The sequence below is a fragment of the Rhodococcus sp. BL-253-APC-6A1W genome (genome assembly GCF_012843405.1).
GTDB lineage: Bacteria > Actinomycetota > Actinomycetes > Mycobacteriales > Mycobacteriaceae > Rhodococcus.
This window is the reverse complement of record NZ_JABAFB010000007.1, coordinates 172,610-198,152: the sequence shown is the minus strand read 5'-3', so window position 1 is coordinate 198,152 and position 25,543 is coordinate 172,610. Positions and strand designations below refer to the sequence as shown.

At 67.3% G+C, this 25,543-nt stretch carries 22 protein-coding genes; 10 read left to right on the top strand and 12 right to left on the bottom strand.

The features are described from left to right. Positions 1–14: 14 nt before the first annotated feature. The 5 genes from recD to HF877_RS12965 all read right to left on the bottom strand — a co-directional run bounded on the left by recD (position 15) and on the right by HF877_RS12965 (position 9,288). Positions 15–1,910, bottom strand: coding sequence for an exodeoxyribonuclease V subunit alpha (gene recD, locus HF877_RS12985; RefSeq protein ID WP_169621578.1), 1,896 nt, complete (start codon positions 1,908–1,910; stop codon positions 15–17). Then, entirely contained in the window at positions 1,907–5,236 is a 3,330-nt protein-coding gene (locus HF877_RS12980) for a UvrD-helicase domain-containing protein (protein ID WP_346765142.1), read from the bottom strand. The genes recD and HF877_RS12980 overlap by 4 nt, the downstream gene beginning before the upstream one ends. 14 nt (positions 5,237–5,250) lie before the next feature. Then, entirely contained in the window at positions 5,251–8,541 is a 3,291-nt protein-coding gene (recC, locus tag HF877_RS12975; protein WP_169621576.1) for an exodeoxyribonuclease V subunit gamma, read from the bottom strand. 159 nt (positions 8,542–8,700) lie between these two features. Next, positions 8,701–8,892: a hypothetical protein gene (locus HF877_RS12970; protein WP_169621575.1), complete on the bottom strand. Its 192-nt coding sequence runs from the start codon at positions 8,890–8,892 to the stop codon at positions 8,701–8,703. Positions 8,893–9,009: 117 nt separating this feature from the next. After that, positions 9,010–9,288 (bottom strand): hypothetical protein, encoded by a 279-nt coding sequence (locus HF877_RS12965; RefSeq protein WP_169621574.1) that lies wholly within the window; start codon positions 9,286–9,288, stop codon positions 9,010–9,012. Positions 9,289–9,592: 304 nt separating this feature from the next. On the opposite strand from HF877_RS12965, the gene HF877_RS12960 reads away from it, so the two are divergent. Together HF877_RS12960 and HF877_RS12955 are read left to right on the top strand one after the other, a co-directional pair. Beyond that, positions 9,593–10,549, top strand: a complete 957-nt coding sequence (locus tag HF877_RS12960) for a ferritin-like domain-containing protein (RefSeq protein WP_169621573.1) — start codon at positions 9,593–9,595, stop codon at positions 10,547–10,549. 141 nt (positions 10,550–10,690) lie between these two features. Continuing rightward, positions 10,691–11,395, top strand: coding sequence for a type 1 glutamine amidotransferase domain-containing protein (locus tag HF877_RS12955; protein ID WP_169621572.1), 705 nt, complete (start codon positions 10,691–10,693; stop codon positions 11,393–11,395). Between the two features lie 27 nt (positions 11,396–11,422). Here HF877_RS12955 and HF877_RS12950 read toward each other — a convergent pair whose 3' ends face one another. The 3 genes from HF877_RS12950 to HF877_RS12940 all read right to left on the bottom strand — a co-directional run bounded on the left by HF877_RS12950 (position 11,423) and on the right by HF877_RS12940 (position 14,190). Next, entirely contained in the window at positions 11,423–12,451 is a 1,029-nt protein-coding gene (locus tag HF877_RS12950; protein ID WP_346765141.1) for an alpha/beta hydrolase, read from the bottom strand. 117 nt (positions 12,452–12,568) lie between these two features. Beyond that, on the bottom strand, positions 12,569–13,057 hold the full coding sequence (locus HF877_RS12945) for an FBP domain-containing protein (protein ID WP_169621571.1): 489 nt from the start codon (positions 13,055–13,057) through the stop codon (positions 12,569–12,571). 83 nt (positions 13,058–13,140) lie between these two features. After that, the gene (locus tag HF877_RS12940) at positions 13,141–14,190 is read right to left on the bottom strand and encodes an ABC transporter permease (RefSeq protein WP_206037049.1); all 1,050 of its coding nucleotides are present in this window, start codon (positions 14,188–14,190) and stop codon (positions 13,141–13,143) included. A 150-nt stretch (positions 14,191–14,340) separates the two neighbouring features. Between HF877_RS12940 and HF877_RS12935 the strand changes: the two genes are divergently transcribed. Both HF877_RS12935 and HF877_RS12930 read left to right on the top strand, forming a co-directional pair. Beyond that, the gene (locus HF877_RS12935) at positions 14,341–14,895 is read left to right on the top strand and encodes a TetR/AcrR family transcriptional regulator (protein ID WP_169621570.1); all 555 of its coding nucleotides are present in this window, start codon (positions 14,341–14,343) and stop codon (positions 14,893–14,895) included. A gap of 221 nt (positions 14,896–15,116) precedes the next feature. After that, a complete protein-coding gene (locus HF877_RS12930) occupies positions 15,117–15,641 on the top strand; it encodes a CarD family transcriptional regulator (RefSeq protein ID WP_169621569.1) in 525 nt (174 codons plus the stop codon). A gap of 53 nt (positions 15,642–15,694) precedes the next feature. On the opposite strand, the gene mqo is transcribed toward HF877_RS12930, so the two are convergent. Further along, positions 15,695–17,149, bottom strand: coding sequence for a malate dehydrogenase (quinone) (gene mqo, locus HF877_RS12925; RefSeq protein ID WP_346765140.1), 1,455 nt, complete (start codon positions 17,147–17,149; stop codon positions 15,695–15,697). Positions 17,150–17,243: 94 nt separating this feature from the next. Between mqo and HF877_RS12920 the strand changes: the two genes are divergently transcribed. From HF877_RS12920 to HF877_RS12910, 3 genes are all read left to right on the top strand, one after another. After that, the gene (locus HF877_RS12920; RefSeq protein WP_169621567.1) at positions 17,244–18,149 is read left to right on the top strand and encodes a LysR substrate-binding domain-containing protein; all 906 of its coding nucleotides are present in this window, start codon (positions 17,244–17,246) and stop codon (positions 18,147–18,149) included. 201 nt (positions 18,150–18,350) lie between these two features. Then, positions 18,351–19,142, top strand: coding sequence for a hypothetical protein (locus HF877_RS12915; RefSeq protein ID WP_169621566.1), 792 nt, complete (start codon positions 18,351–18,353; stop codon positions 19,140–19,142). A 94-nt stretch (positions 19,143–19,236) separates the two neighbouring features. Further along, on the top strand, positions 19,237–19,509 hold the full coding sequence (locus HF877_RS12910; protein WP_169621565.1) for a hypothetical protein: 273 nt from the start codon (positions 19,237–19,239) through the stop codon (positions 19,507–19,509). Positions 19,510–19,645: 136 nt separating this feature from the next. Here the strand turns inward: HF877_RS12910 and HF877_RS12905 are convergent, their stop codons facing one another. Further along, a complete protein-coding gene (locus HF877_RS12905) occupies positions 19,646–20,911 on the bottom strand; it encodes an alpha/beta fold hydrolase (RefSeq protein ID WP_169621564.1) in 1,266 nt (421 codons plus the stop codon). 197 nt (positions 20,912–21,108) lie between these two features. On the opposite strand from HF877_RS12905, the gene HF877_RS12900 reads away from it, so the two are divergent. The 3 genes from HF877_RS12900 (at position 21,109) to HF877_RS12890 (ending at position 23,943) form a co-directional block, all read left to right on the top strand. Continuing rightward, positions 21,109–21,897 (top strand): alpha/beta hydrolase, encoded by a 789-nt coding sequence (locus tag HF877_RS12900; RefSeq protein WP_169621563.1) that lies wholly within the window; start codon positions 21,109–21,111, stop codon positions 21,895–21,897. 62 nt (positions 21,898–21,959) lie between these two features. Beyond that, positions 21,960–22,910 carry a pseudouridine synthase gene (locus HF877_RS12895; protein WP_169621562.1) on the top strand — a complete coding sequence of 317 codons (951 nt, stop codon included), beginning with the start codon at positions 21,960–21,962 and terminating at the stop codon, positions 22,908–22,910. Positions 22,911–23,340: 430 nt separating this feature from the next. Beyond that, complete coding sequence (locus tag HF877_RS12890) at positions 23,341–23,943, top strand: YdhK family protein (protein ID WP_169621561.1); 603 nt, start codon at positions 23,341–23,343, stop codon at positions 23,941–23,943. A 6-nt stretch (positions 23,944–23,949) separates the two neighbouring features. Here the strand turns inward: HF877_RS12890 and ychF are convergent, their stop codons facing one another. Together ychF and HF877_RS12880 are read right to left on the bottom strand one after the other, a co-directional pair. Next, positions 23,950–25,029, bottom strand: coding sequence for a redox-regulated ATPase YchF (ychF, locus tag HF877_RS12885; RefSeq protein ID WP_169621560.1), 1,080 nt, complete (start codon positions 25,027–25,029; stop codon positions 23,950–23,952). Positions 25,030–25,065: 36 nt separating this feature from the next. After that, positions 25,066–25,521: a hypothetical protein gene (locus tag HF877_RS12880; RefSeq protein ID WP_240952346.1), complete on the bottom strand. Its 456-nt coding sequence runs from the start codon at positions 25,519–25,521 to the stop codon at positions 25,066–25,068. Positions 25,522–25,543: the final 22 nt, after the last annotated feature.

Sequence of the window (25,543 nt, the reverse complement as noted above, 5' to 3'; positions counted from 1 at the left end):
GCCGGGCGGGACGACTACGCCGGGATTTCCCGACGTAGGCCGCTCGCTCGCAGCACCTGCCGTGCCACGCCGGCGCGCACCGATTCCTCGGTACCGATGACCCGGACGTGGACGCGCGCCCGGGTGATCGCGGTATAGAGCAGTTCCCGGGTGAGGAGCGCGGACTTTGCTTCGGGCAACACCACCGACACCGTGCCGTACTGGCTGCCCTGGCTGCGGTGAATCGTCATCGCGTAGACCGTGTTCACGGCGGACAGCTGGCTGGGGTGCAGCAGATAGGGCTCCTCCCCCCGCGCGAAAGCCGCGACGAGTTCGTCTCCGCGCCGGACGACCACGCCGGTGTCACCGTTGTAGATGCGCATGTCGTGGTCGTTCGCCGTGACGAGCAACGGCTGTCCTGGATACCAGCGTTCCGGATCGAGATAGCGTCCGGTGGCGGCCCCGATCCATTCGGTGGCCTGGCGTGCCCACCGTTTCACACCCGCCGGACCGTCGCGGTGCGCACACAGCAACCGGTGGCTCTCGAACCGCTCGAGTGCTGCGGCGACGTCGCCGCGCTCTGCTGCCGCCGTCACCTCCTCGGCCGACCGGACCACGTCGGCCCGGAGTGCGGTGAGATCCGACGGGCTCACGAACGACACCTCGGGGCTGCCGCTCCCGAGGATCTGCATGACCTTGTCGCCGTCGCCCTGCCGGACCGCTGTCGCCAACTCTGCGATTGCGCCGCCGAAGCGTCGTCCCCGGCTCAGGCGCACCACACCGCCGCGCAACCGTGCGTGTTCCCTGACGCTCAGCCCGCGCTCCGCCAGATCTCCGGGGGCGGCAAGATCGCGCGGGACGGCGAGGTCGTGCGGGACCGCACGCTCGAACACCGGGTTGAGCGTGCCGGTGATGGGCCGGCCGACCAGGTCGGCGAGCACCGCACCGGCATCGACGGACGCGAGCTGATCGGGATCGCCCACCAGCACCAGCCGCGTGTCGGGACGTACCGCTTCGAGCAGGCGGCACATCATCGTCAGCGACACCATCGACGTCTCGTCGACCACGATCACGTCGTACGGCAGGTGGTTGCCGCCGTGATAGCGGAAGCGGGTGCGGCCGCGTTGCCATCCGAGCATCCGGTGCAGGGTCATCGCCGTGAGGTCCGGAGGAAGTTTCAGCTCGGTTTCCTGCTCGCGCACCGATTCCTGCAGGCGGGCCGCGGCCTTTCCGGTGGGAGCGGCGAGGCCGATTCGCAGGTCGCGCCCGTGGAGTGTGGTGAGCAACGCGAGGATGCGTGCGACCGTGTGGGTCTTGCCTGTGCCCGGGCCACCCGCGATCACCGTCGTCAGATGGGTGGCCGCGAGCGCGGCGGCGATACGCTGCCGATCGGGGGCAGGAGCGGGAAGCGACGGGTCCGCCTGGTCCCGGAACAGGTTCGTGAGAGCGGAACGGAGTTGCTCCTCGTCTACCTCGGGGAAGCGGCCTTCACGCTCGGCCAGAACCCGCCGGATCGTTTGCTCCTGCCGGAAGTACCGGTCGAGGTACAGCAGCGGCCCGTCGGCGGTCTCGACCAGACGCAGTGGGCGCAGTGCGCCCGGGCCGCCGCCCACGACGAGCGGGCTGCGGCGCAGGGCGGCGAGGACGTCCTCGTCTCGCGGCCACGGGAGGTCTTCGGGAGCGACCAGGGGGTTCCCGTTTTCGTCCTCCTCCACGGTGACATCACGCAGGCGGGTCAGGTCGAGGCATACGGAACCGGCACGCACCGCGCGGACCGCGAGTGCGGTAGCGAGATGCACGTCTGTGTCCGTTTCCCCGCCGAGGGTGGCGAGGCGCACGGCGACGTGCACGTCCGCGGCGGCGAGGGCGCCCGCCTCGTTGAACGTCCGGAGGGCGCCTTTGCCGCGCTGGGCTATTCGCGCATCTGTCACGACACGGCCTTTCCGGCGAGCAGGTCCGACAGATCGGCGACGAGGGCGGCCGGAGGCTGCCAGTCGAAGACACCGCTGCCGGGTGGGCTTTCCGGGCCGGCCATCCCCCGGACGAACAGGTACTGCACCCCGCCGAGATGCACCTCGGGGTCGTATCCCGGCAGACGCCAGCGCAGGTATCGATGCAGTGCCACCGCGTACAGCAGGGCTTGCATCGGGTAGTGCGCACGGATCATCTCGGCGGCCATCGCCTCACGGGTGTAGTGCGCGGTGGTCAGTTCATCGACCCGCGCGAGACGGTTGGTCTTGTAATCCACTATGACGAAACGGGATTCGGAGGTGCGCAATACCGCGTCGATACTGCCGGTGAGGTAGCCCCGCAGCGGCACCGGCTCGAGGTGTCGCACCGCATCGGCATACGGCAGCATCGGATCACCGGGGGCGAGGTGCCGGCGCATCAGGCTCGCCACGCCCTCGAGCGTGACCGTGATCGGCGCCGGGGTGTCACCGCCGGTCAACGGCAATTCGAAATCCAGTTCCGCGAGCCTGTCGGCGGGACGGAAGTCGGCGAGGGTCCGGCCGAGCGGGCCGAGCGGGGTGCGCAGCACCGGGAGCAACGCGCCGGCCAGTTCGTCGGCGTCGATCTGCGACAACCGTTGCGCGACGACCTCCCGGCAGCAGGCACGAAGTTCGGCTTCCAGGTCGGCAGCCGAGGTATCGACGACTTCGAGCACCGCGTGCACCAGGGTGCCGAACACCGTGCCGCCGGGGAGATGGTTCATCGGGGACGGAATACCCGCGACTGTTGCCTCGGTGGCGGTGTCCGCGGCGACGAGCGGAGCCTCTTCCGGCTCGTCGTCCTTCTCCGGCTGTTCCACCTCGCTGCCCACACCCGGCTCGTCGTGCGCTGCGGCGGTGAGCGCCGAATAGGATGTGCGACGCCATGTTTCGTCGATCACCCGATCGAACTTCGCCGCGGCGAGGCGGCCGTATTCTTCCCGGGGCGCCGACCAGGTGAGGTGGGGAATCGGGAACTGTCCCACGGGTTCGACGGCGATCAGTCCGCCCGCCGGGGCAGCCCACCTGTGGAACTCCTCCGCCATCGCTTCGTCGTGGGGCACTCGACCCTCCGCGGCCAACTCCGGTGAGCCCGGTTCGCGGGCGAACAGCAACCGGTGCAGCGGTGAGCGCGACGTGGGAGTCGACGGCGCCCAGGAGAGCGTGAGCTGACATTTCGCCCGGGTGACCGCGACATACAGCAGTCGCAGTTCTTCACCGGCCTCTTCCTCGTCGTGCGTGCGCTTGCGTTCCGCGTAGCCGGGACTGCCTTTGCCGCCCACGTCGAGGATGCGACGTCCGTTCTCGTGGAGCAGGAGTCTGTCGGGCTCGGGATTCTTCGCGGCGTCCCAGCCGTACGGAACGTAGACGACCGGGAACTCCAGGCCCTTGCTGCCGTGCACGGTCAGGATCTGCACGGCAGCGGCGTCGCTGTCGAGACGACGGATGCGGTCGGCCGACCCGCCGTCGGGGTCGTTGATCCTGTCTTCGAGCCACCGCGTCAGTGCCGCGAGACCGAGTGATTGACCGGCCGCCGCATGTTCGAGCAACTGTGCGACGTGCCGTAAGTCGGTGAGCCGGCGTTCGCCCGACGGCTCCTCGAGCAGTCGCGCCTCGAGCGCACCGTACGCTCCGATGCGTTCGAATACCGCGGAGAAACCCGATCGGATGTACACCGCGGACAACTCGCGCAACAAGCCGCCGATTTCGGCGACCAGTTCGTCGCCGCGTTCGTCGACGTCGGACACGGTGCGCCCGAGCAGCGGGGTCAGTGCCGCGAGCCGGACGCGATCGGCCCGGTGCGGCTGCTCCAGCGCGTAGAGCACCCACAACCACTCCCTGGCCGCCGAGGTGGAGAACACACTCGTCCCCCCGGCCAGTACGCACGGCACGCCGGCGGCCACGAGTGCGTCGTGGACGAGGGACACCTGCTTGTGCTTGCGCAGCAACACCGCGATGTGAGCCGGCTCGACACGCTCCGGACCACGGCCGAGATCGACTGTGACGTCGTCGTTGTCGAGGATCTTGACGATATCTGCCGCGACATCCTGGGCGACACGCGCCCGGAGCCCGTCCAGGTTCCTGGGGAATCCCCAGTCGTTGAGGGGGCCCGCGCCGGCACGCGGCAGATGCCTCAGCCGTATCGGGGCGAGACCGGTCATCCGGGATCTGGGTTGTGCGGCATCGACGCGGTTCGCGACGATTCGCGGATCTCCCAGCGCCGCACCGCCGTACACGTACTCGCACGCTGCCACCAGGTCGGCGTCGCTGCGCCAGTTGGTGGTCAGCTCGCAATGCGCGTCCGACGAGGACACTGCGTCGAGGTAACTCAGTACTTCCGCGCCGCGGAAGGCATAGATCGCCTGCTTGGGGTCGCCCACGAGCACGAGCCGGCAGTGCCCGTGGAACGCCCGCCGCAGGATCTCCCATTGCTTGGGGTCGGTGTCCTGGAACTCGTCGATCAACACGACACCGAACCGGTCGCGCACACGGCGACACGCGTCCTCGCCGTGGTCGGGGTCGAGCAGAACGCGGTGCAGGAGAGCGAGTTGGTCGTCGAAGTCACGCAACCCCATACGCCGTTTACGGTGCTCGACCTCGCTCCGCACCTCGCGCGCGAAGTCCACCCGCTCGCCCGCGGGAGTGCCGTCGGCGCCCTCGGGAGCCAGTTCGGATTGGGGATCGAAGATCGCGGCGCGTGCTGCGGTCTTCGCCTCCGCAAAACGGATCGGTGCCTCGCTCCGCCCGTAGCGGCGCAGGTACAGATCGGTGACCACCTCGGCGGTGAGGTCGTCGACGTTCTCGACCACCGTGACGTCCGGCTCGCGTTCACCGGCGATACCCAGTTCACCGAGCATCCTCTGACAGAATCCGTGCGTGGTGGAGATGGTGCCCGCGTCGAAATCCGACAACGCCTGACGCAGTCGCGCGCGGCGGTCGTGGACGTCGTCGGCGGCGAGGTAGCGGATCAGCGGATCGGCGCTCCCCCGGGCCGTGTCCGGGTCCGCGAGAGCAGTCGCCACCTCCGCAAACCGGTTACGGGTACGTTCGCGCAGTTCCTGGGTTGCGGCACGGCTGAAGGTCACCAGCAGAAGCTGGGACAGGTCGACCACACCCTCGGCCACGAAACGCGTCGCGAGTCCGACGATGGCGTAGGTCTTGCCCGTACCGGCACTGGCTTCGAGGACGGTGGTGCCCTCGGGCAGGGGGGCGAGCAGATCGAAACTCGCGGTGGACACGCTCGATGTCGCCGACGACGATACGGACACGAGATTTCCTTCCGTCACGGCCTGGCCTGATTCTCCGACGCGAGCAACGGCTCCCACAACCGGCGCGCGAGGACACCGAAACGACTGGGATCGTCGAACCAGGAACGTTCGTCGTCGAGTGGCTTCGGGTCCGTGAGAGCACCGAGCGTCACTCCCGATCCGTGCAGGTAGCTCACGTGCCGATCCTGCCCGTCGCCGAATGCACCGCCGAAAGCCCGGCTCGCCGCGGTGATCGCCATCTCGACCGAGTCGCCCCGGTGCCGCCGCTCGGCGTATTCGGAAGACGCTCCGGTCACCATCGGCAACGGTGTCCGCAGTCCCCGGTCGCGCAGGTCTACGAGGCGCCTCAGTTGTTCCGCGGCGTCGGCGGGGGCGAGCAAGGTGGACCGCCACGCCGGCAGCCGCGAGCGGCTTCGCCCGGTGGTGACGGCCTGCCACTGCCCCGGCCGGCCGGACGCCGCAACGGCAAGCAACTGCACCCACGCGGTGAGTCGATGTTTGGGACCGAGCTTGGAGTACGTACTCCGGGCTACGACCGTCCCGTGCACGCCGCTCACTGTGCCGGTGAATCTGCGCCCGTCCCCGAGATCGAAGACGACGTCGACGGTCTGTGCGCGTCCGGCATGGACCGGCGCACATGCCGCGACGAGGCCTTCGACCTCGTACGTCACATCGTCGAGCACCTTCTCGCCGAGCGCATACGGTGGCAGCGTGCCGCGGCGCCACTCCGCTGCCCGGAAATCCGCGGCCGACATTCCCGCCAGCCGCGCTTCGAGCATGCGGTCGCCGAGGTTCCACTTTGCCAGCGGGTCGAGTTCGACATCGAGAGCATCCACGATGCCTTCGTCCAGCTCGGGGATTCGTACGCCGAGGCGTTGCCGCAGAAAGCCCTGGCTCGGGTGAACCAGGAACGCGACGAGGTCGTCGAGGTCGACGTCCGTGAGCACCGGAGGAGCGAGCGTCTCCACCGCCAAACCGGACGGCGCTACAGGATCGCGCGAATGCCGTTGTGTTGCTCGGGCTCCCGCGAGTTCGGCAGCATCGAAACCGAACGGGGCGTCGGCCCGGAAGTTGCGGGGATCGAAGGGCTGCAACGGATGACGGCGCACGATCGCCTCGTCGTCGGCGGTCGTGCCGGCCATCGTCGTGATCACGTCGCGAATCTCCGTGAGCGGAATAGCCGGTGGCCGTGCGGCACCGGTGACCGCGTCCGCGCCGGTGTAGAACAAGAGAACCCGCTCGGTCGCGGACATCATGGCATCGAGAAGCAGCTGACGGTCCTCGCTGCGGGAATCCCGTTCTCCGACACAGGGATTCTGCGCAAGCACATCGTCGCCGTCGACGTGCGCATTGCGGGGGAAGACGTCGTCGTCGAGCCCGAGCAGCACCACCACGCGATGAGGTACCGACCGCATCGGCACCATCGTGCACACCGTGAGTTCACCCGTGCGGAAATTGGCTCGGGTCGGGCGTCCTGCGAGGCGGCTCGCGAGCATGGCGCGCACATCGGCCAGCCGCAGTTCCGCGCCGCCCGCGTGCTCGACAGCGGCACCGATCTCACGGTGGGCCTGCGCGAGCTGCCATGCGTCGGCGGGCGCGGCATCGGTGAGCAGATCGAGCGCCTGCATGAGCGCGGCCGACCACTTCTCGGCCGGGTGCGGACCGCGGATCCCCAGCAGCGACACCGTGAGCCTGTCGATGTACTCGGCGAACCTGCCGGCCAGATCGATGTCGTTGCTGTCGACGTCGTCGAGGGGCAGTGCGAGGGAGAGCCATTCACCGCCGGACTCGTCGGCGGCGACGCCGAGGAGAATCCGGTCGAGGGCTGTCCCGAAGGTGTTCTGCGGGAAGTCGGCAAGACCGAACGGGCGGCGTTGCCACGTGCCGAGTCCCCAGCGTGCTCCGGTCTCGGCAGCCCATTCCTGGAGCCGTTCGAGATCGTCGTCGTCGAACCCGAACCGGCGCCGAACCGGGGCCGCGGCCGCGAGATCGAGCACTTCGCTGGCCGTGACGCGGGCGTCGGCGAGGCCGAGGAGGGTGTCGAGCACCGACAGGACCGGATTGGTCTGGCGCAGCCCACGATCGGCGAGTCGCACCCGCAGCGTGTGCCCCGCGTGCTCGCCCACTCCCCGCCCGAACGCGGCGTGCACGAGAGGGGCATAGGTCTCGACGTCCGGGCACATCACGACCACATCGCGCGGCTCGAGGGTGGGATCGTCCTGGAACAGGTGCAGCAGACATTCACGAAGGACCTCGACCTGGCGGGTCGGTCCGTGACATGCGTGGATCATGACGGTGCCGTCCGCCTGCGCGGAGCCCGGCTCCGGGGCGCGGTCCGCCCGGATGTCCGACTGCACTCGGCCGAGCAACGTGGCGGGCGGCTCGGGGGCCGCGTGGGTGATCTCGGTGGCCTCGAGGCCCGACAACCGCCTTTCGAACTCGCGCACGTCACGTCCGAGCGCTGCGAGCAGCGGGTGACGGACACGGAGCGCGCTGTCGTCCTCGGCGCGACGCAGCGGGGTCTTTCCGTCCGCGAGCGCACTCCACATGGCAGGACTCGGGTGCGGAACCCACAGGTGCACGTCGCGGTGGGCACCGAGCGCCGAGACCACCGCGAGTTGCACCGCGTCGAGACGGGTGGGGCCGAACAGCGACACACGGCCGGGCAGGCCGACGATCTCCGGTTCGGCACGCAACCGCGCGCACAGGGTGCCGAGTTGCTGGGACGGACTGTCGGTGCCGATGCGGTCGCGCACGCGACGCCACAGTTCGGCCTGCCAGCGGAGGTGGTCGGCGAGCGGGGCGCCCGTTCCGTCGGTGTCCCGTCCGGCCGCCCACTCGGCGATCATGTCCGGACGTTGCAGTCCGTAACTGCGCAGGAGGTCGGCGAGATGTGCGGCGGTCGCATACCGGCGCCCCGCCCGATGGTCGTCGGCGCCGTGGCCGAGGTGCCGGGCCAGCGCGGCGCACCACGGCTCTCCGACGGAGTCGTCGATGACGTCGAGCACGGTCCACAACACTCGGGAGTGGAGCCAGGGGTCGTCTTCGGCGGTGGTGTCCGACGCGGCGGCGAGCACCTCCGCGACCAGCCGGGACGGGGACGGGAAATCGATGTTGGCGGCGACGCCGTCGCCGTGTGTTGCGCCCAGCACCGTGGACAGACGCTGTGTGAGCCAGCGTTCGATGCCGCGAGCGGGCACGGCGACGATGTCGCGTGCGAACGGGTCGTCGAGCGGCGCCGTCAGCAACTCGCCGAGCGCGTCGGCAAGGATGTCGGTGCGTTCGGCACGGTGCAGCGTGAGCACGCGTGGGCCCCCTCGTGGTCGACTCGGTCGTCGCTACGGCTTACCACACGCGACGGACACCGCAACGATTGTGCAGGTCGAACGCGAGGACCGCCTGAGCGCACATACGAGACCCGAGGCGGGACCTGGCTCGCAGGACGGGGTGCAGTGTGGAAGAGGTCACTCGGGAAGGTCGAACAGCGGAATCTGGTCGCGCATCGTCAGGCGATCGATCTCCGCCCGGTATCTCTCGCCGAGTTCCTCGGCGACATGCGGCGGGCATCCCAGCTCGCTACCGATCTCTTCCCAGCTGTGACCGGCTTCGCGGCGCTCCCACGCGAAGCCGCCGTCCTCGTCCCACGGCGCCGACATGAACAGATACTGCACGTGCGCACGCCGGACCGCAGCGGAAATTCCGAACGAAAGTGTCGTGCATGTCCGGGGCCCGTGAACCGGGACCTCCCCGTCGTGCGGCGACGACGACGCGGGTCAGAGGCAGGCGACGAGGATTGCTGCGAGACCGCCGATCATGGCGGCGAATGCCATGCCCGCACCGAGGGATCCCATGAGGACACCTCCGGCGATACCCCCCAGCAGTACCAGGCACGCGAACAGTGCGGGGCCGGCCCAGGAGTGCTCGACGAACGCGGTCTCCGACAGGTCCGACGCGCTGCGACGCGTACCGGCGACACTCGGCTGCGCCCAAGAACCCGGACTATTGGGACTTTTCGGGCCTGCCAATGGGTTAGGGGGTACTACGGTCGTCATTCGCTGTCTCCAACTTTCGTCTCACTCGAGTGCCGAGCAGAACCCGGAGAGGCCTTGCGGCTCGATCTCGTAGATTCTCTGGCTCACCGACGTGCTGGGAGCTATGCCCCGGACGTCGCACCCCTAAACAACGCGCGCACGCCCCTGGCCCGGGAGACCGGACCGTGAAAGGAAATTTCTGCTGGGTCAAGAATACTCGATTGTGTCCTGCGTCACGCGATGTTCGGGATCCATCTCGTCGGGTAGCCGTTACAAGTGACATCGCTGGAGCCCATCGACCCCAAGTGCGAAGGAGCAACACACGATGACCCAGACCAACACCGCGGCGCTGCTCACCCAGCTCCGCACCTTGCACCAGCTCACCCACGCCGAAACCCAGGTGGCAGAGACCCGTGTCGCACAGGCCCGTACCGAAGCGGTGCGGCGGGAGCTGACCGAGAACGCTCAGAACTGCCGCGTCCGCGCCGTTGCGATCGAGGAAGCCATCCGCGAGCTCGGCGGGCTGCCCGACGTGATCGGCCCGGTCCTCGGCCGCGCGACCACCGCCGTCAAGACACTGACCGAACAGGCGCAGCCGTTCGACGAGGCACTGCTCGGTGACCTCGCTCTCGAACACCAGCTGCTCGACCGCGCCCGCTACGTCAAGGCGCTGGCGACGGCGGACGGCAACTCGTCGATCGTGTCGCTCGCGAACAAGCTCATCAAGGCTCACAGCGCGACTGTCGAGTGGCTGACCACCGTGATCGCCGAAGAGGCACTCGGTGGGCCCGCAGCCTTGCGGCGCACACCGCTCCAGGCGGCAGCCGGCGCGGCCGTGCGCTTGGTGAATACCCCGGTCAACTGGTCCACCCGCGGCCTCGACCGTGCCATCGACGCAGCCCGCTCGACCCGCCCGCGGATCGAGTCGATCCTGACACGCGGCGCACATGCCGGTGACGTCGCGGCCAAGACCCTCGGAGCCAGCCGCGATTCGGCTCTCGAGACTGCGGAACGGGTCAGCCGACGCGAGGGTGCGGACGGCACGGCGGAAGCCCTGCACCGGGTGCGCACCGCATCGGGTGTCCTCGCCGCGGACGAGTTGCCGATCGAGGATTACGACAAGCTCAACGTCAGCAGCGCCGTCGCAGCGGTGAAGGAACTCACCGAAGCGTCCGACATCCGCGCAATCGTTGCGTACGAGGAAGCACACAAGAATCGTCACGGCGTCGTATCCGCCGCCCAGACGCGCCTCGCGGCCATCGCCCAAGAGGTGCTCAGCTAGCCCGCACCAGGGCGCACACCCGAGCGAGTCGCCGGGTCCGGAGTCTCCGGGCCCGGCGATTTCCGTTCGTGCAGTACCTCGTGTCCACCGCACCCCGAATGGGTACGCGGCAGGACGAGGAATCAACCGGAGAGGACCATCATGACCAAGTTGCTTTTCGCGGTCTCCGCGGCCGACCACTGGACGCTGAGCGACGGCACGCAGCATCCCACAGGGTTCTGGGCCGAAGAGCTGGTCGAGCCGTACAACGTGTTCGACCAGGCAGGTTACGACATCACGGTCGCCACGCCGGGCGGACGTACGCCGGTCGTCGACCAGGCCAGTCTCGAGCCCGATGCGGCGGGCGGCGAGGACCGCGCCGCGGAGCTGAAAAAGGCATTGGAGGAGCTTCAGCCGACGCTGGCCGGCGCCGCAGTCCTCGAGGACGTCGACGCCGCCGACTACGACCTGCTGTTCGTCCCCGGCGGTCACGGACCCATGCAGGACCTCGCCGTCGACGAGCGGTTCGGTGAACTCGTACGTCACTTCACGGAATCGGGGAAGGTCGTCGCGATGGTGTGCCACGCCCCCGCCGCACTCTTGCCCGCGTTCGCCTCCGGTGGCCGCTGGTTGTTCGAGGGCTACAAGCTGACCGGGTTCACCAACATCGAGGAAGTACAGGCCGGACTGGCCGGCAAGGCACCGTGGCTTCTGCAGGACCGGCTTCAGGAAGCCGGCGCCCTGTTCTCCTCGGGAGACGCATGGCAGCCGCACCTGGTGGTCGACCGCACGTTGTACACGGGCCAGAACCCGGCCTCGTCGCGGCCGCTCGCAGAACGTGTGGTGAGCGACCTCGCTGCACGGTGAGCGCTGCGCCGTTCGGGCGGTGACCGCTCAGGCGGTCACCTTCCGGGCGAAGGCGATCGTGCGCGCGAGCGCGTCCCGAGCGTCGGGGGTGGAGAGGTCGAACTGGTACTCGTGTTCCAATTCCGGCTCGTGGCCGTCCGGGTAGAACAGCGAATCCACCTCGACGCCGAGGCCGGTCAGCCTCTCCGCGAACGGCCGGGACTGCGTCGCGGTGAGCGGGTCGCCATTGCCGCCGGTGATGTAGGTGGGTGGGAAGTTCGCGGTGACGAGAGCGAGAGTCGACATCTGCCGCGCGGCCTCCGACTCCGCGAACTTTCGTTCCCCGAGGTAGGCCCACATCGCTTGCTCGACGCCACAGCGGATCAGGTCACTGCCGCCGCCCAGGGCAGCCACGTTGTAGATTCCGCAATTGAGAACCACCCCCCTGACCTGGCCGGACGCGAAGTGGGGACTGATACCGAGCCTGGCGGCATAGGACGGGTCCGTCACAGCCAGGGCGAGCTGGGCCGTCAGCTGAGCGCCGGCCGAATCTCCCGCCAGAACGATGCGCTCGGTGTCGATGTGGAGTTCTTCGGCGTGGTCGAGCAGGTAGCGTTGCGCGTCCGCCAGCTGTTCGACCGCAGCGGGATAACGGTGTCGCGGCGCGAGTGAATAGCCGACGGAGACGACGGTGAACCCGGCGTCCGCCAGGCGCCGGTAGTAGCCGGCGTAGTCGGCGCGGCTACCGGCGATCCAGGCTCCGCCGTGCACCCACACGATCGTCGGGAGCGCCGAGGTTGCCCCGGTGGGACTGTAGACATCAAGGCAGGCGTCCACGTCCCCGTCCCGATACCGGAGACCGCCGACGAACTGCGTCTCGGGGGCTCCCTCGTCGAGTTTCGCCGTGAGCCGCTTCGCGTCGCGCTCGAACACGGCCCGGACCACGAATGCGCCGGGAACCGGCGTCAGGGCCAGCGCGGAGTAACCCCGGGCGACCGCGTCGGCGATAGCCCCGACCATCCGTGGTCCGGCGCCGCGACGCGGAGTAGGGGCCGTATCCGTTTTTGCTTGCGACACCCGTGGCTCCTACTCGTCGTTACCGTGGAAACCCGCACCGTCCGGGACCCCACCGATCATGCCAAACAATGCGGCGGCGTCCCGGAACACGGCTGTCGGCGAGGCTGCACGCCACCGTCAGTGAAAAAGCCTGTCCACGAAGGCGTGGAGATTCTCGCGAACGCGCGCGATCTTTTCTTCGGGGCCGAGATCCTCGCGGTACCGGCTTCCGAGTGCGGGCTTCTTCTTGCCCCGCGCATACAGCGAACATGCCAGGTCGATGCACATGTAGGTGCCGAGGGTGTTGCCTGCGCGACCCGCGTCACCGACCTTCCCGGCACTCATCAAGGCGATCCCGCCTCGCGTGTGGGTGGTCAGGCACACCGTGCACATCTGCGACTTACCGGAACCGTTCGGTTCGAATCGCATCGCGATCCCGACGAGACCGGTCTCGCGGGTTACGACGATGTATCCGCGGCCTGGATACGCGGGGTCGGTCCATCCCAGGAAATCCAGATCCTCCCAGGGCCGGTCGGCGAGGTCGCGGGGCGCCGGCAGCCGCTTGGCCTCCCCTTTGGAGCAGTTGACGAACGAGGCTCTGATGTCCCGCTCGGTGATCGCGTCCATGCGGTGTCTCCTCAATCGTTTGCACGGCTAACCGAAGGGACGGTACGCGCGGAGGCCGAGCGGGGACAAACGTTTTTCGGTCCTCAGGCTGCCGGAACGGCGGAGGCGGCCACAGGAGCGTCCACCCGGGTGCGACGCATGCCGATCACGTACAGCGCAAGTCCGACGACGATCCATGCCGCGAGAGTGCACGCCGCCACGAGCCCGCCCGTTCCCTGGAAGTAGGCCGCGGAGCGCACGAGGGTCCCGGCTGCGCCGGGGGGAAGGATCTGGCCGAACGTGCCGAGCCCGCTCGGGAGCCATGCAGAGGTCGTGGAGATTCCGGCGAGGGGATTTCCGAGGAACATCATCGCCATCGCACCGATGGTGAAACCTTTGGCCCCGAACAGTTTCTGGAGCCCGGCCAGCGGGAACGCCAGTGCCGCAATCCCCATGGCGATAGAACCTGCCACTGCCCAGAATCCCGTGTCCACGCTGCCGAACGCGTAGGTGAGAACGGCGGCGACGATGGTCCCACCGACGGCGGCGAAGGTGAACAGCCCCGCCAGATACCAGCCGTTGCTGCGCGGGAGAATTTTGCGGAACGCGACGACCGGGACGATGCCGCCGAACACGAGAGGGAAGGCCAGTCCGCCGATTCCGACACCGGTGGGGTCCGACGCAGGCAGCGGGACCACGTCCTCCACCGTGACCGGCGAGGCCGTCACCTGGCCGACAGCGTTGGCCGTACCGGCGAGTGTGCCGGAGATCGTGGCCGAACCGGCACTGGCAACCAGCGCGTGCACACCCGACTCTTCGACGACGAACCCTCCGACGATCTCTCGGTCGAGGATGGCGTCGCGCAGATCCTGTTCCGAGTCGTACCGCTGGGGTGTGTAGGCGTCGGGAGCGGCGGTCACGAGGGCCTGCTCGAAGTCGTCGACGACCCCCGACGTCCCGGCCAGGCCCACGCTCAGGTCGTGCGCCCCGCTCTTCAGCGACGGCATGATGAAGACCATCAGCAGGAGAACAAGGATCACGCCGAGGCCGGCGGTCATACCCAGCAGCATGAACGCCGAGTGAGGTGTGCGCTTGTTCACGACGGTGGACGGGTCCGCGTCACGAGCGGGCGTATCGGCGGTCAGGTGGGACATCGACTCTTCTTTCACAACGAACCCGGCTATAACCGGATGACATTCCTCCGATTATAGCGGAAGATAACCCTCCGGTTGGAGATCTGGTGTCAAATGGAACACGACCCGTCCCTCGTGCAGCCATCACCGGCACCCGACGAAAGAGAACTCATGCGTTCCGATGCCGCCAAGCGTCGCCAGGCGATAATCCGGGAAGCACGGCGCCTGTTCGCGGCAGAAGGAAGCGACGTCGCACTCGAGCACATCGCGGAGGCCGCGGGAGTGGGGATCGCCACTCTGTACCGCAACTTCGACTCGCGGGCCGCCCTGGCCGACGAGGTCTCGCTGTCCATCCTCGGCGAGATCCAGGACGCCGCCGACGAGGCACTCGATCTGATCGGCAGCGCTCCGGACACCGCATGGGTCGACTTCGTCCACCGGCTCGTGGATTTGGATCTGGGTGCCCTCGCCGCGGCACTGGCCGATTTCGTCGCAGACGAGATCTCCGGGCCCGTCCGGGATTCACAGGCGCGAACGCTCGCCGGGGTCGAGAATCTGCTCGCCGCCGCGCGATCCGAAGGACTCGTCCGCCCGGATCTCGGCGCACTCGAACTCGTCCTCGCGATCGGTATGATCACCCGCCCCCAGCCCGACGCGATTCGCCGGGCGACGCCCGGCCTTGTGCCGCAACTCGTTTCGATATTTCTGGCGGGGATGCGGCCGTGACACACACCGCGTGAGAGATCTCACCCGCCACGACACGTCGGACAAGTGGGACAATAGAAGAGTCGGCTCGCGGGCTCCGGCACGTCCATCCGTATGGGTGCGGCGCCCCGTGTCTGCGTCACTGCGTTCCCCCGCAGATGGCACGACAATCGTCTCGGTGCCGCGATAACGCCCACCGGACGGTCGATTCCGACACCCGCGTGCACAAGAAAGCAGTCCCCATGCAGTTCTCGACCGGTCAAATCGTTGTCCATCCCCACCACGGCCCAGCAACCGTCACCGAGATCTTCGACCGGACGATCAAGACCACTCGGCTGTCCTATCTCCGGCTCGCCATCCACCGGTCCGATCTCACGATCGACGTACCCGTCGCCAAGGCGGAGGAACTCGGGCTCCGGGAAATCTACGACACGACGGAACTCAAAGATCTCTTCGAGGTTCTCCACGCACCCACACCCCCCGAAGACAACGGCTGGTCGCGCAGGTTCAAAGACCACCAGGACAAGCTGAGGCTCGGCGACCTCCTCGTCACCGCAGGCGTCGTCCGGGACCTGACTCGCCGTGAGCACCGGTGTGGCCTCTCATTGGGTGAGAAGAAGATGCTCCGGTCTGCCCGCAACGGCGTGCTCACCGAGCTCTGCCTGGCGCTGTCCATCCCGGACGAACAGGCCGAGACGCTGCTGGACTCGGCCATCCTCGCGCCCCGGCCGGCCCTGGAACAGCAAGCTCTCGCTGCCGCCGGCTGAACAGGCGGACAACACGTACGCGTCCGGCGCGCGCCCTCCCGACCGCCGTCCGTTCATACTCGGCTCTCCGACGGTTCGTCGCCGGCGCTCCCGGGCAGCGCGAGTCCCGGCATCAGCTGCTGCAGCGTCGCCTCCCAGTGGCGAGCCCGGTCCGGGAAACACGCCGTGAGCACGTCGACCATGGCGGCAGGCGCGACGGACGCGCCGGGTGACGCCCCCAGCAGACCCGCGATGGAACCGTCCGCGCCGGTGACGATCTCGGTTCCGAACGTCAGCACTCCCACCTTGCGCCGATCCGGCTTGATCAGTTGTGCGCGCTGACCCGCGTCGATCGAGTACCACTCGCCGGGCGACGCTGCCGGATGAAACCGTTGCAACTGACCGAACTTCCGTTCCGGTGAAGCCAGAAGCTGTCCGACGAGGTAGCGAACCAGCGACACGTTCTGGAGGCCCACCGCGAGAAGCGAACAGATGTTGTGCAGTCGAATCGTCGTGAGCAGGTCGGTGAGCCGCCCGTGTTTGAGCAGACGCGTACTGAAGGTCGCGTACGGGCCGAACATCAACGCGCCGTGGCCATCGACCACCCGCTTGTCGAGGTGCGGCACCGACATCGGCGGGGCGCCCGAGTCCGCCTGGCTGTAGACCTTCGCGTCGTGACGGGCCACCAGATCGGGGTTGTCGGTGCGGAGGAACTGCGCTCCTATCGGGAAGACCGCGTAACCGCGAACCTCCGGGATGCGTGCCTTCTGGAGGAGTTTGAGTGCGTACCCTCCTGCCCCGACGAAGACGAACCGGGACCGCACCGTGAATCGGTGGTCCCCGGTGTTGCCTCGCCCCGACACGGTCCATCGTCCGTCTCTATCGCGGCGTAGCCGCGTCACCTCGTGGCCGGTCCGAACTTCCGCGCCGGACTCGCGCATTCCTTGGAGCAAACCCTGTGTCAGGGCGCCGAAGTCGACGTCGGTGCCGCGCTCGTCGCGGGTGGCCGCGACAACTCCGGACCCGGTTCGACCGTCCATCAGCAGCGGTGCCCATCGCGCGATGATGTCGGGATCCTCGGTGTACTCCATGTCCGAGAACAGCGGCGACCGGCGCAGTGTTTCGTATCGCTGTCGCAGATAGCGCACGTCCTGCTCCCCGAACACCACGTTCATGTGGGGCGTCGCATTCGTGAACGACGCTGCGAGATCACCGGATTCGACGAGTGACCCCCAGAACTGACGAGAGATCCGGAACTGCCGCCCGATTTCTGCGGCGCGCGACGGATCGCCGGGATCGGGCATGTAGTTGAGTTCGCAGAATCCCGCGTGGCCTGTTCCGGCATTGTTCCACGCGGCGCTGCTTTCGGACGCCGTGTCGTCGAGGCGTTCGAGAACGAGGATCGACCAGTCGGGCTGGAGCCGGGTGAGCAACGCCCCCAGCGTCGCGGACATGATGCCGCCGCCGATCAGTACGGCGTCGTAGATCTCCGGTTGTGTCGGCCCACCGGTGGCGCGAATCTCCTGCACGTCTGCACACCTGCTTCCGTATCGAGGTCCTTCCAGAGTGCGCGCCAGGTGACCATTCCGTCCAATGACATCGTCGCTGGAATATGATCCGGATATGGATCGATTTCTCTCGGACGAGACGGCCTCGGTAGTGCCATTGCTCGCTGCGTTCGACGCGGCAGCGAGAGAGGGGCACATCACGCACGCCGCGGACAGGCTGGGCGTCCCGCAGTCGTCGGTCAGTCGCCGCATCAAAGCCTTGGAACACACGATGGGCGTATCGCTGTTCCAGCAGATAGGACGCGGGGTGGCGCTGACAACGGCCGGGCGTGAACTGCACGCGCGCACCCGGGAGACGATCCGGGAACTCGACGACGCGATCAACACCGTCCGCAGCCACGCCGATCCCGACAGTGGGATCGTCCGGTTCGGCTTCCCCCTGACACTCGGCCCGGTCAGCGTCCCGTCGCTCCTCGCCGAATTTCATCGCGACGCCCCGCGCATTCGCCTCCACCTCGTTCAGGCACACGGTGAAGCACTGGCGGCGATGGTCCGAGACGGCCGGCTCGATCTGGCTGTGATGATCCCGCCACCGGAGGATCTCGTCGTCACCGTCCTCGGCAGTCAACCGTTGTTGCTGCATGTCGCCGACACCCACCCGCTCGCGGAGCGAGACCGCGTCGACCTCGGTGAACTCGCCGACGAACACTTCATCGCCGGCCCACCCACATACCACGTCCGCACCGAACTCGACAATTACTGCCGTGCAGCCGGATTCGATCCCTACATCGCGTTCGAGATCAGCGAGTTCGACACGATCCGCGCACTGGTCGCACAAGGCCTCGGCATTGCGCTCCTGCCGCGAGCGGAGATCCCACAGCCCGGTGTCGCGACCGTGCACGTCAGCGGCATCGCCGACCGCCCGATCGGACTGGCGACGGGCACACGCCATCCCTCCCCCGCGGCCCTTCGGCTGCACACACATGTCACGACGCGGGCACAGTGGCCGCCGGAACCGTAGCCCGACCGGAACCGAACTGCGTCGTGCGCGGCCGTAACAGCCTCACCCGGACACCGATATCCCGGAAAGGACAGCACCCGCCCGACCGAAGGAATACGGATGTCGACGCAACCTCCCCCCGATGGGTATGGGTACGGGTACGGACCGCCCCCGTTCGAACAGCCACCCCGGCGGCCGAAGTGGCCATGGGTTGTGGGCGGAGTGATCGTCGTTGCACTCATCGCGACTCTCGCCGGCCTCGCCGTCGTGCTCGTTCGCAACTCGGCCTCCGAGGCCGAGGACACGGCGGCTGCCGGTTCGCCGGCACGCACGGTCACCGTCACCGCCGACTCGCCCACCACGTCCGCGCCACCGCCGGCAGCAACCGAGTCTGCGACTGCGGAGCCACAGACACTGCCGACCGACGGGATCTTGAAAGTCGGAGTGGACATCGCACCGGGCGAATACGCAGTACGTCCCACCCGGTCCTACGGCGGTTACTGGGAGCGCCTGTCGTGCTTGACGGGCGACTTCACATGCCTGCTGGCGAACGACAACGTGGAGGGCGACAGCTACGTGGTCGTGCTTCCGGGAGATGTCGCACTGCGGATCGACGGCCTCGAACTCGTTGCGACGGGCAATCCCGCCCCCGGCACGGCACCCCCGGCCGCGGGACCGGCACCGTCGAGTCCCCCGCTCGACAACACGGACGGCCAAGGTTTCGTCGGCGTGCCGCAGGCACGCTGCAATCACACCAACGCCGCCGTCTTCGCCGGACAGACCACCGAGTCGCTTGTTGTGGTCTGCGAGACCGGAGTGGGACGCTTGTACTACAAAGGGGTCCGACTCAGCGACGGAGCTGCCCTGGAGATCGACGATCCCGTGGCGTCGGGGAACGGTTTCACCGCGACCAACGACGGTGTGCAGTACCGCATCTCACCCGACGCACTTGTCATCACCGAGGGCTCGTCGCTGCTCGGCGAGGAACCGATGCTCCAATACTGGACCCGGTAGCGCTGTGCCACGTATTCGTTCTCACATCTCCGGAACCGGTAGTGGTCGGTAGTAACCGACAAACGGCGCCGGTGGGTCAAGTAGATTTCTCATCATGGCGAAGAACGAAATACCGCACCAAGATCTCAACCTTTCCCATATCGGCAAGTACGTGCGCGTGGACCTGAAGAACACGGTCACCGAGCACGAGACCCTGGCGGCAGGTGTTCTCACGCGCATCACCCATCACCTGAGCATCGAAGAAGACAACGCGCCGATCACCCGGATCACCGTCGAACTCGCCGGTACCGACGTGGACTTCGCGCTGCGCGACGACTGCCCCGTGCGGATCGCGGACAGTCTGAAAGAGTTGTTCGGCAACACCTGAGCCCGGCCGAGCGCACGGTCCCGGAAGGTCCCTGAACGGCCGCCCCGGGGCCGTGCCGCAACGGGAGCGAACGGACACCGTGAGCCCGATGGTTCGTCGCCGCTACCGGCGATCTCTCCGAAGCCTCCCGACGCCGCTAGGATCCAGCGCGAAACGGAAGCCGGGACGCGACCGTGGCCGTCCACCGACCGACGACGACCGCGCCGATGATCGCTCGCCGCATCAGATTCGCCGCCCCACGCCGGGGCAACCCGGCGATATGATGCTCCATCGTCGCCGGAGACTCGGACCTGTTGTCCGCCAGCATCTTTGTCACATACACAGCCGCGAGCTGGTGGGAATCCATGGCACTGTGACCCAGGATCGGTATCGACACCAGCACCGCGCGGGGTACCAGATCTACGATCTTTTCTGCGATCGGAGGTGGTGTCCGCAGGTCGCGGCCTCCGGAGATCACCGCGGTCGGCCACGAGAATGCCGGGATCTGCGCGGGAAAGTCGAAGGGTTCCCCTACGAACTCCGGATGCCGCGCCGCGGCAGCCGCGAAAATCTCCTGCTGGTCGAGCAGTTCACCGTCGGGCGGTAGCCCATATCCGAGCTCGCGGAAAGCAATCCGCGAAACAAGATCGGGTTCGAAGAAGAACGGTGCTCCTCCCCCGTCTATCTCGGCCGAGCCGGCGTTTGCCATCCGATTCCAGATGCGCCGTAACCGTCCGTTGCTCCGCTGGACGAGTAACTCCCGGAGAAGGTCCGGACCTCCGTACTCGTATGCGATCTGCACGACCACGTTGATCTCCGGCTCCGGCACCCCACGCGCGAGCGCGGTACGCAAGGCTTCGACTACCGGCGCCAGATCCGGATCGGTCGCTTCGAGAAACAGTCCGCGCCGGTACGAGCGTGCACCCTCGATGTCATCCGCAACGGACAGCATCGGCGAATCGAGGACCATTCCCACCACCCGATCCGGATACCGGACCCCGAAGCCCTGTGCAAGGTACGTGCCGTAGGACGAGCCGTAGACGATCACACGCTCGACCCCCGCATCATCGAGGACCGCGGCGAGATCCTCGACCACGTGGTCGACCGTGACCGCTTCGCTCGGCAGCTCGTTGCCGTGCAGATCGCGGCGCGACAACCCGACACCGCGATGCTCCATCATCAGGACGTCGAGTCCTGCATGCTCTGCTCGACGGCGCAAACTGCGATAGGGCAGGACGGAAGCAAGTCCCGGTCCGCCAGGCACCATGAGCACAGGAACTTTCCCGCGTGGGCCGGTCCGGACGTAGGCCAGCGGAAATTGTGTCTCGGTGCCGTCTCCGACCGGTCGCATCACTTCGTGCCCGTGGCTACCGGCGATCTTGCGGGCCGCCCTCTTCAGCACGGTTGCCTGGAGTGAAGCCATGTGCCCACTCAACCACGACGGACCGCCGTGCGAACAGAAGTGCTCCGAATCAATACTCGACATGTCCGTTGTGCGACCAATACAGTGGCGCCCGTGAAGCCGCGCCCGAGACTTCTCCCCTGCGCCGACGTTTCGACGAAGTCGCGTACCTCTTGTTCGACTCTGGGACTGCGCTGCACCGGGACGGATCTCGTCCGATGACGGGCTCCGGCCACTGGGGTCTGGAACACGGCCCCCGAACGGGCGAAACGATCGTCCTACTCCACGGCAACAATGCCGGGGGCTGGATGTGGGGCCCGCAGATCGAACGCCTCCCCGAGCGTCATCTGCTGACCCCGGATCTACCGGCGCTCGGCGAGCGCTACGGGCTGCGGTGGCCGGGGATGCGCGCTGCCGCCGACGACATCGCCGAGATCATCCGCAAACACGCAATCGGCGGAACCGCGCACGTCGTCGGCCTGTCACTCGGTGGGTTCGTCGCCGTTCATCTCGTGCATCGTCACCCCCAACTCGTTCGCAGTTGCATGATCACAGGCGTTGCGTTCACCGGGCTGACGTCGCTCGAACGCTTCCTCATCCCGCCTCAGATCCCGTTGTGGCGCAAACGTTGGTACTGGCGAGCACAGGCTGCGGCGTTCGGGGTTCCGGCCGATGGGAGGGACCTGTACGTCGACTCTGCCGTCCGTGTTGCGCCGGACACCAACCGTCGCATATTCCGTGAGGTCGCCGAAAGCTCCATCCCTCCGGAGCCTTTCGCGTATTCCGGCCCGATATTGGCTGTCGCGGGCGAGAAGGAACAGCGCTCCGTGCGTGACGCCTTCCCCGCCCTGGGGAAAGCGCTCCCTCGACTGCAGACGTGGGTAGCGCCGGGGATGCACCATCCGTGGAACGTCGAAGATCCGGACCTCTTCACCACGGTCCTCCGCACATTCGCCGAGACCGGGGAACGGGAAGCGGCCGACGAGACCACCCGCCGCAATCCCTGACGGCGGGTCTCGACCCGCATCGCGGTGAGCCCGACCGACGGTGGGATCATTACCAGGTGCCGATGCCCTCACCGCTCCCCGTCAGAGACGGCGTGGGACCGACGCGGCTGCAAGTACCGACTTCAGGGCCGTGGGAGACGATCGCCGAGTACACGGTGACGAGATTCGGCCATCTGGACCCCGACGAGCTGTACCGGCGGTTCGATGCGGGCGAGATCGTGGGCCGCGACGGCCACCCGATCGGCCGTCACACCGCGCTGGGTGTGCATCCTTTCGTCTGGTACTACCGCGACCTGCCGGCCGAGGAGCCGATTCCCTTTCACGAGGAGATCCTGCACACCGACGACAACCTCGTCGTGATCGACAAGCCGCACTTTCTTCCGACCACCCCGGGCGGTCGGTACCTGCGCGAGTCAGCACTCGTCCGCCTGCGGCTCCGTCTCGACAACCCGAACCTGACTCCGATCCATCGTCTCGACCGCGCGACGGCCGGCGTGGTGATGTTCTCTGCCCGGCCCGACACTCGCGGTGCGTACCAATCCATGTTCGAGAAGCGTCAGGTCACAAAGGTCTACGAGGCGGTGTCGACCCAGCCGACGTGGTGGGACGCCGACGCACCGGCGCTCGGCGAACACACGCTTCCTCTGCTCTACCGCAACCACATCTCCGTCCTGCGCGGGGAGCTTCGGTGCGTGGTCGACGACGCCCGTGAACCCAACGCCGAGACGCTGATCGACGTGCTCGGATCCGGGGTGGGCGTCTCCGGACGCGCTGTGCTGCATACGATTCTGCGTCCACGCACCGGACGGATGCATCAGTTGCGAGTGCACCTCGCGGCGCTCGGGATCGGGATCCTGGGCGATCGCTGGTATCCCGAACTATTGCCCGAGGCACCGGACGACTATTCGCAGCCTCTCCAATTACTCGCGCGGGAAGTCGAATTCACCGATCCGCTGACGGGCGCCCCACGCCGGTTCGTTACGCGCCGCACGCTGAGCGAAGCGCCTCGCTAGAAGGTCGCGTCCCGATTCGACCGACCGGCTGAAGCGCACCGCGTCGAGCCGGCGACCCCCCTTCGGCTGCGGACCGACTTCGTGGAAGTCATCTGTTTCTGCGTCGGGCGCGGACGGTCGTCGCGCCCGAGCGAGCCGATGTGCACCCTTGCAGCGATACCGGTAGGGGGTATACGTTGGATTGCGCCACATACCCCCGGCGGGTATAGGCAGAGGGACGACGATGACCGTCGGCGAGACCAGGCGACCGATATGGCGTGCGGGCACCGCGAAACGTCCGTGCGTGAGAAGATCGGCGAGATCGCCGGTGTCGCAGGCATCGAGGTCCTCGCCCGAACCGGCAGGCTCGTTGTGAACGCGGACAGCCCGATCGACGACGAGAAGGTCCTCGCCGCTGTCGAGAAGCCGGCTACACACCGAGGAGGCTCTGATGAAGACCCCAATCAAGCTCGCGCTCTTCGGGGCCGGACTGGTGGTGGCTTTCGGTGCGGTCCTCGGACTTGCCAGGGTCGTCGGTTCCGACAACGTGGCAGGGTCGGGCACGAACATCAGCGATATGCACGAGCACCACGGAGAACATGACGGCGGTGCGACCGGTCACGACCACGCGGCGGACGGCGGCGCACCACCGCCGGGTATACGAACGGCGATCGACCCGAGGTACCCGGTCGGCACGACGGTGCTACTGACCGCGGATCACATGCCCGGCATGAACGGCGCGCAAGCCACCATCTCCGGAGCGTTCGACACCACGACCTACTCCGTGAGCTACACCCCGACAACCGGCGGCGAGCCTGTGGTCGACCACCGATGGGTCGTCCACGAAGAACTCGACAACCCCGGCCCGGCGCCGCTCGCCGATGGGACCGAAGTGGGACTGCAGGCCGAGCACATGGGAGGAATGAACGGCGCCCGGGCGACGATCGACAGTTCCACCGACGAAACCGTCTACATGGTCGATCTCGAAGCCGATGGCATGGAGATGACAAACCACAAGTGGGTCGTCGAAAGCGAGATCACGCCCGCGCGGTAACAGCCGCTACACGTTGAAGCGGAACTCCACGACATCGCCGTCGGCCATGACGTAGTCCTTGCCTTCCATCCGGACCTTGCCCCGGGCCTTGGCCTCAGCCATCGAACCGGCGGCGTCGAGGTCGTCGAACGAGACGATCTCGGCCTTGATGAAGCCACGCTCGAAGTCGGAGTGGATGACGCCGGCGGCCTGCGGTGCGGTGTCGCCCTGGTGGATGGTCCACGCACGCGCCTCCTTCGGACCCGCCGTGAGGTAGGTCTGGAGGCCGAGGGTGTGGAAGCCGACGCGCGCGAGGGAGGCGAGGCCGGGCTCGTCCTGACCGATCGAGTCGAGCAGTTCCTGAGCTTCTTCCGGCTCGAGTTCGATCAACTCGGACTCGACCTTGGCGTCGAGGAACACGCAGTCCGCGGGAGCGACGGCCTCACGCAGTTCCTGCTTCTTCGCGTCGTCGGTCAGCACCGTCTCGTCGGCGTTGAAGACGTAGAGGAACGGCTTGGTGGTCATGAGATTGAGCTCGCGCAGCAGCGCGTAGTCGAGGGTGTCCTTCTTCGAGAACAGGGTCGCGCCCTCGTTGAGGACGGCCTGCGCCTCGACGGCCTCCTCGTACTGCGGCTTGAGGTCCTTGTTCTTCTTCGCTTCCTTCTCGAGACGCGGCAGCGCCTTCTCGAGGGTCTGGATGTCGGCGAGGATCAGCTCGGTCTCGATGATCTCGATGTCGGCGAGCGGGTCGACGCGACCGTCGACGTGGATCACGTCGTCGTCGGCGAACACGCGCACAACCTGGCAGATCGCATCCGCTTCGCGAATGTTGGCGAGGAACTTGTTGCCCAAGCCTGCGCCCTCGGACGCTCCCTTGACGATGCCGGCGATGTCGACGAACGACACGGTGGCAGGCAGGATGCGCTGCGAACCGAAGATCTCTGCGAGGCGATTCAGCCGCGGATCGGGCAGTTCGACCACGCCGACATTGGGCTCGATGGTGGCGAACGGATAGTTCGCAGCCAGCACATCGTTCTTGGTCAGCGCGTTGAAAAGCGTCGACTTGCCGACGTTGGGAAGACCGACGATTCCGAGGGTAAGGCTCACGGGTTCAATATTCTACGCAGACCCCGCGCGGTCGCCTCATCCGCACGCTACCCGCACCAACTGCGCGATCCGCGCGGCCTGCTCATCGTCGGGCACGGACGTCCCGTCGGCGGCGAGTTCGCCGACCTTGTCGTTGACGTCCTGATCGCCGACGCCGTTCTCGATCAACGGGCACGTCTCGGTGACGATGGACTCGATCGACGAGGTCTCCCGGTCGGCGGACAACTGCGGGTAGCCGGCACGGAACGCCGCTACGAACGCACTCATCTTGGCATCGTCGAACGCTTCTCCGGCTTTGTCGGCGGCATCGGAGGCTGCCTGCTGCACCGAGGACAGGACCCCGCCGGCTTGTTCCTGCACATTCGTCGCGGCGTCGCTCGCCGAGGAACGCGCCCCGTCCGACGTCCGCGCGTCGTCCGAGCTGCACGCGGTGAGAGCACCGGCAACAGCCACCGCGACCAGCATGATCGATGCCCGAGTCCTCCGGGACATGCCCGTTCCATTCGTCACGTTT

Excerpts from the sequence above, each read along its gene's own strand:
- HF877_RS12900 (WP_169621563.1), top strand. The coding sequence starts at position 21,109 with ATGACGGGCTCCGGCCACTGGGGTCTGGAACACGGCCCCCGAACGGGC.
- HF877_RS12965 (WP_169621574.1), bottom strand. The coding sequence starts at position 9,288 with ATGACGACCGTAGTACCCCCTAACCCATTGGCAGGCCCGAAAAGTCCC.
- HF877_RS12930 (WP_169621569.1), top strand. The coding sequence starts at position 15,117 with ATGCAGTTCTCGACCGGTCAAATCGTTGTCCATCCCCACCACGGCCCA.
- HF877_RS12890 (WP_169621561.1), top strand. The coding sequence starts at position 23,341 with ATGAAGACCCCAATCAAGCTCGCGCTCTTCGGGGCCGGACTGGTGGTG.
- HF877_RS12960 (WP_169621573.1), top strand. The coding sequence starts at position 9,593 with ATGACCCAGACCAACACCGCGGCGCTGCTCACCCAGCTCCGCACCTTG.
- HF877_RS12910 (WP_169621565.1), top strand. The coding sequence starts at position 19,237 with ATGGCGAAGAACGAAATACCGCACCAAGATCTCAACCTTTCCCATATC.
- HF877_RS12880 (WP_240952346.1), bottom strand. The coding sequence starts at position 25,521 with ATGTCCCGGAGGACTCGGGCATCGATCATGCTGGTCGCGGTGGCTGTT.
- HF877_RS12945 (WP_169621571.1), bottom strand. The coding sequence starts at position 13,057 with ATGGACGCGATCACCGAGCGGGACATCAGAGCCTCGTTCGTCAACTGC.
- HF877_RS12970 (WP_169621575.1), bottom strand. The coding sequence starts at position 8,892 with ATGTCGGCGCCGTGGGACGAGGACGGCGGCTTCGCGTGGGAGCGCCGC.
- HF877_RS12895 (WP_169621562.1), top strand. The coding sequence starts at position 21,960 with ATGCCCTCACCGCTCCCCGTCAGAGACGGCGTGGGACCGACGCGGCTG.
- HF877_RS12905 (WP_169621564.1), bottom strand. The coding sequence starts at position 20,911 with ATGGCTTCACTCCAGGCAACCGTGCTGAAGAGGGCGGCCCGCAAGATC.
- HF877_RS12940 (WP_206037049.1), bottom strand. The coding sequence starts at position 14,190 with ATGTCCCACCTGACCGCCGATACGCCCGCTCGTGACGCGGACCCGTCC.
- HF877_RS12935 (WP_169621570.1), top strand. The coding sequence starts at position 14,341 with ATGCGTTCCGATGCCGCCAAGCGTCGCCAGGCGATAATCCGGGAAGCA.
- HF877_RS12955 (WP_169621572.1), top strand. The coding sequence starts at position 10,691 with ATGACCAAGTTGCTTTTCGCGGTCTCCGCGGCCGACCACTGGACGCTG.
- HF877_RS12920 (WP_169621567.1), top strand. The coding sequence starts at position 17,244 with ATGGATCGATTTCTCTCGGACGAGACGGCCTCGGTAGTGCCATTGCTC.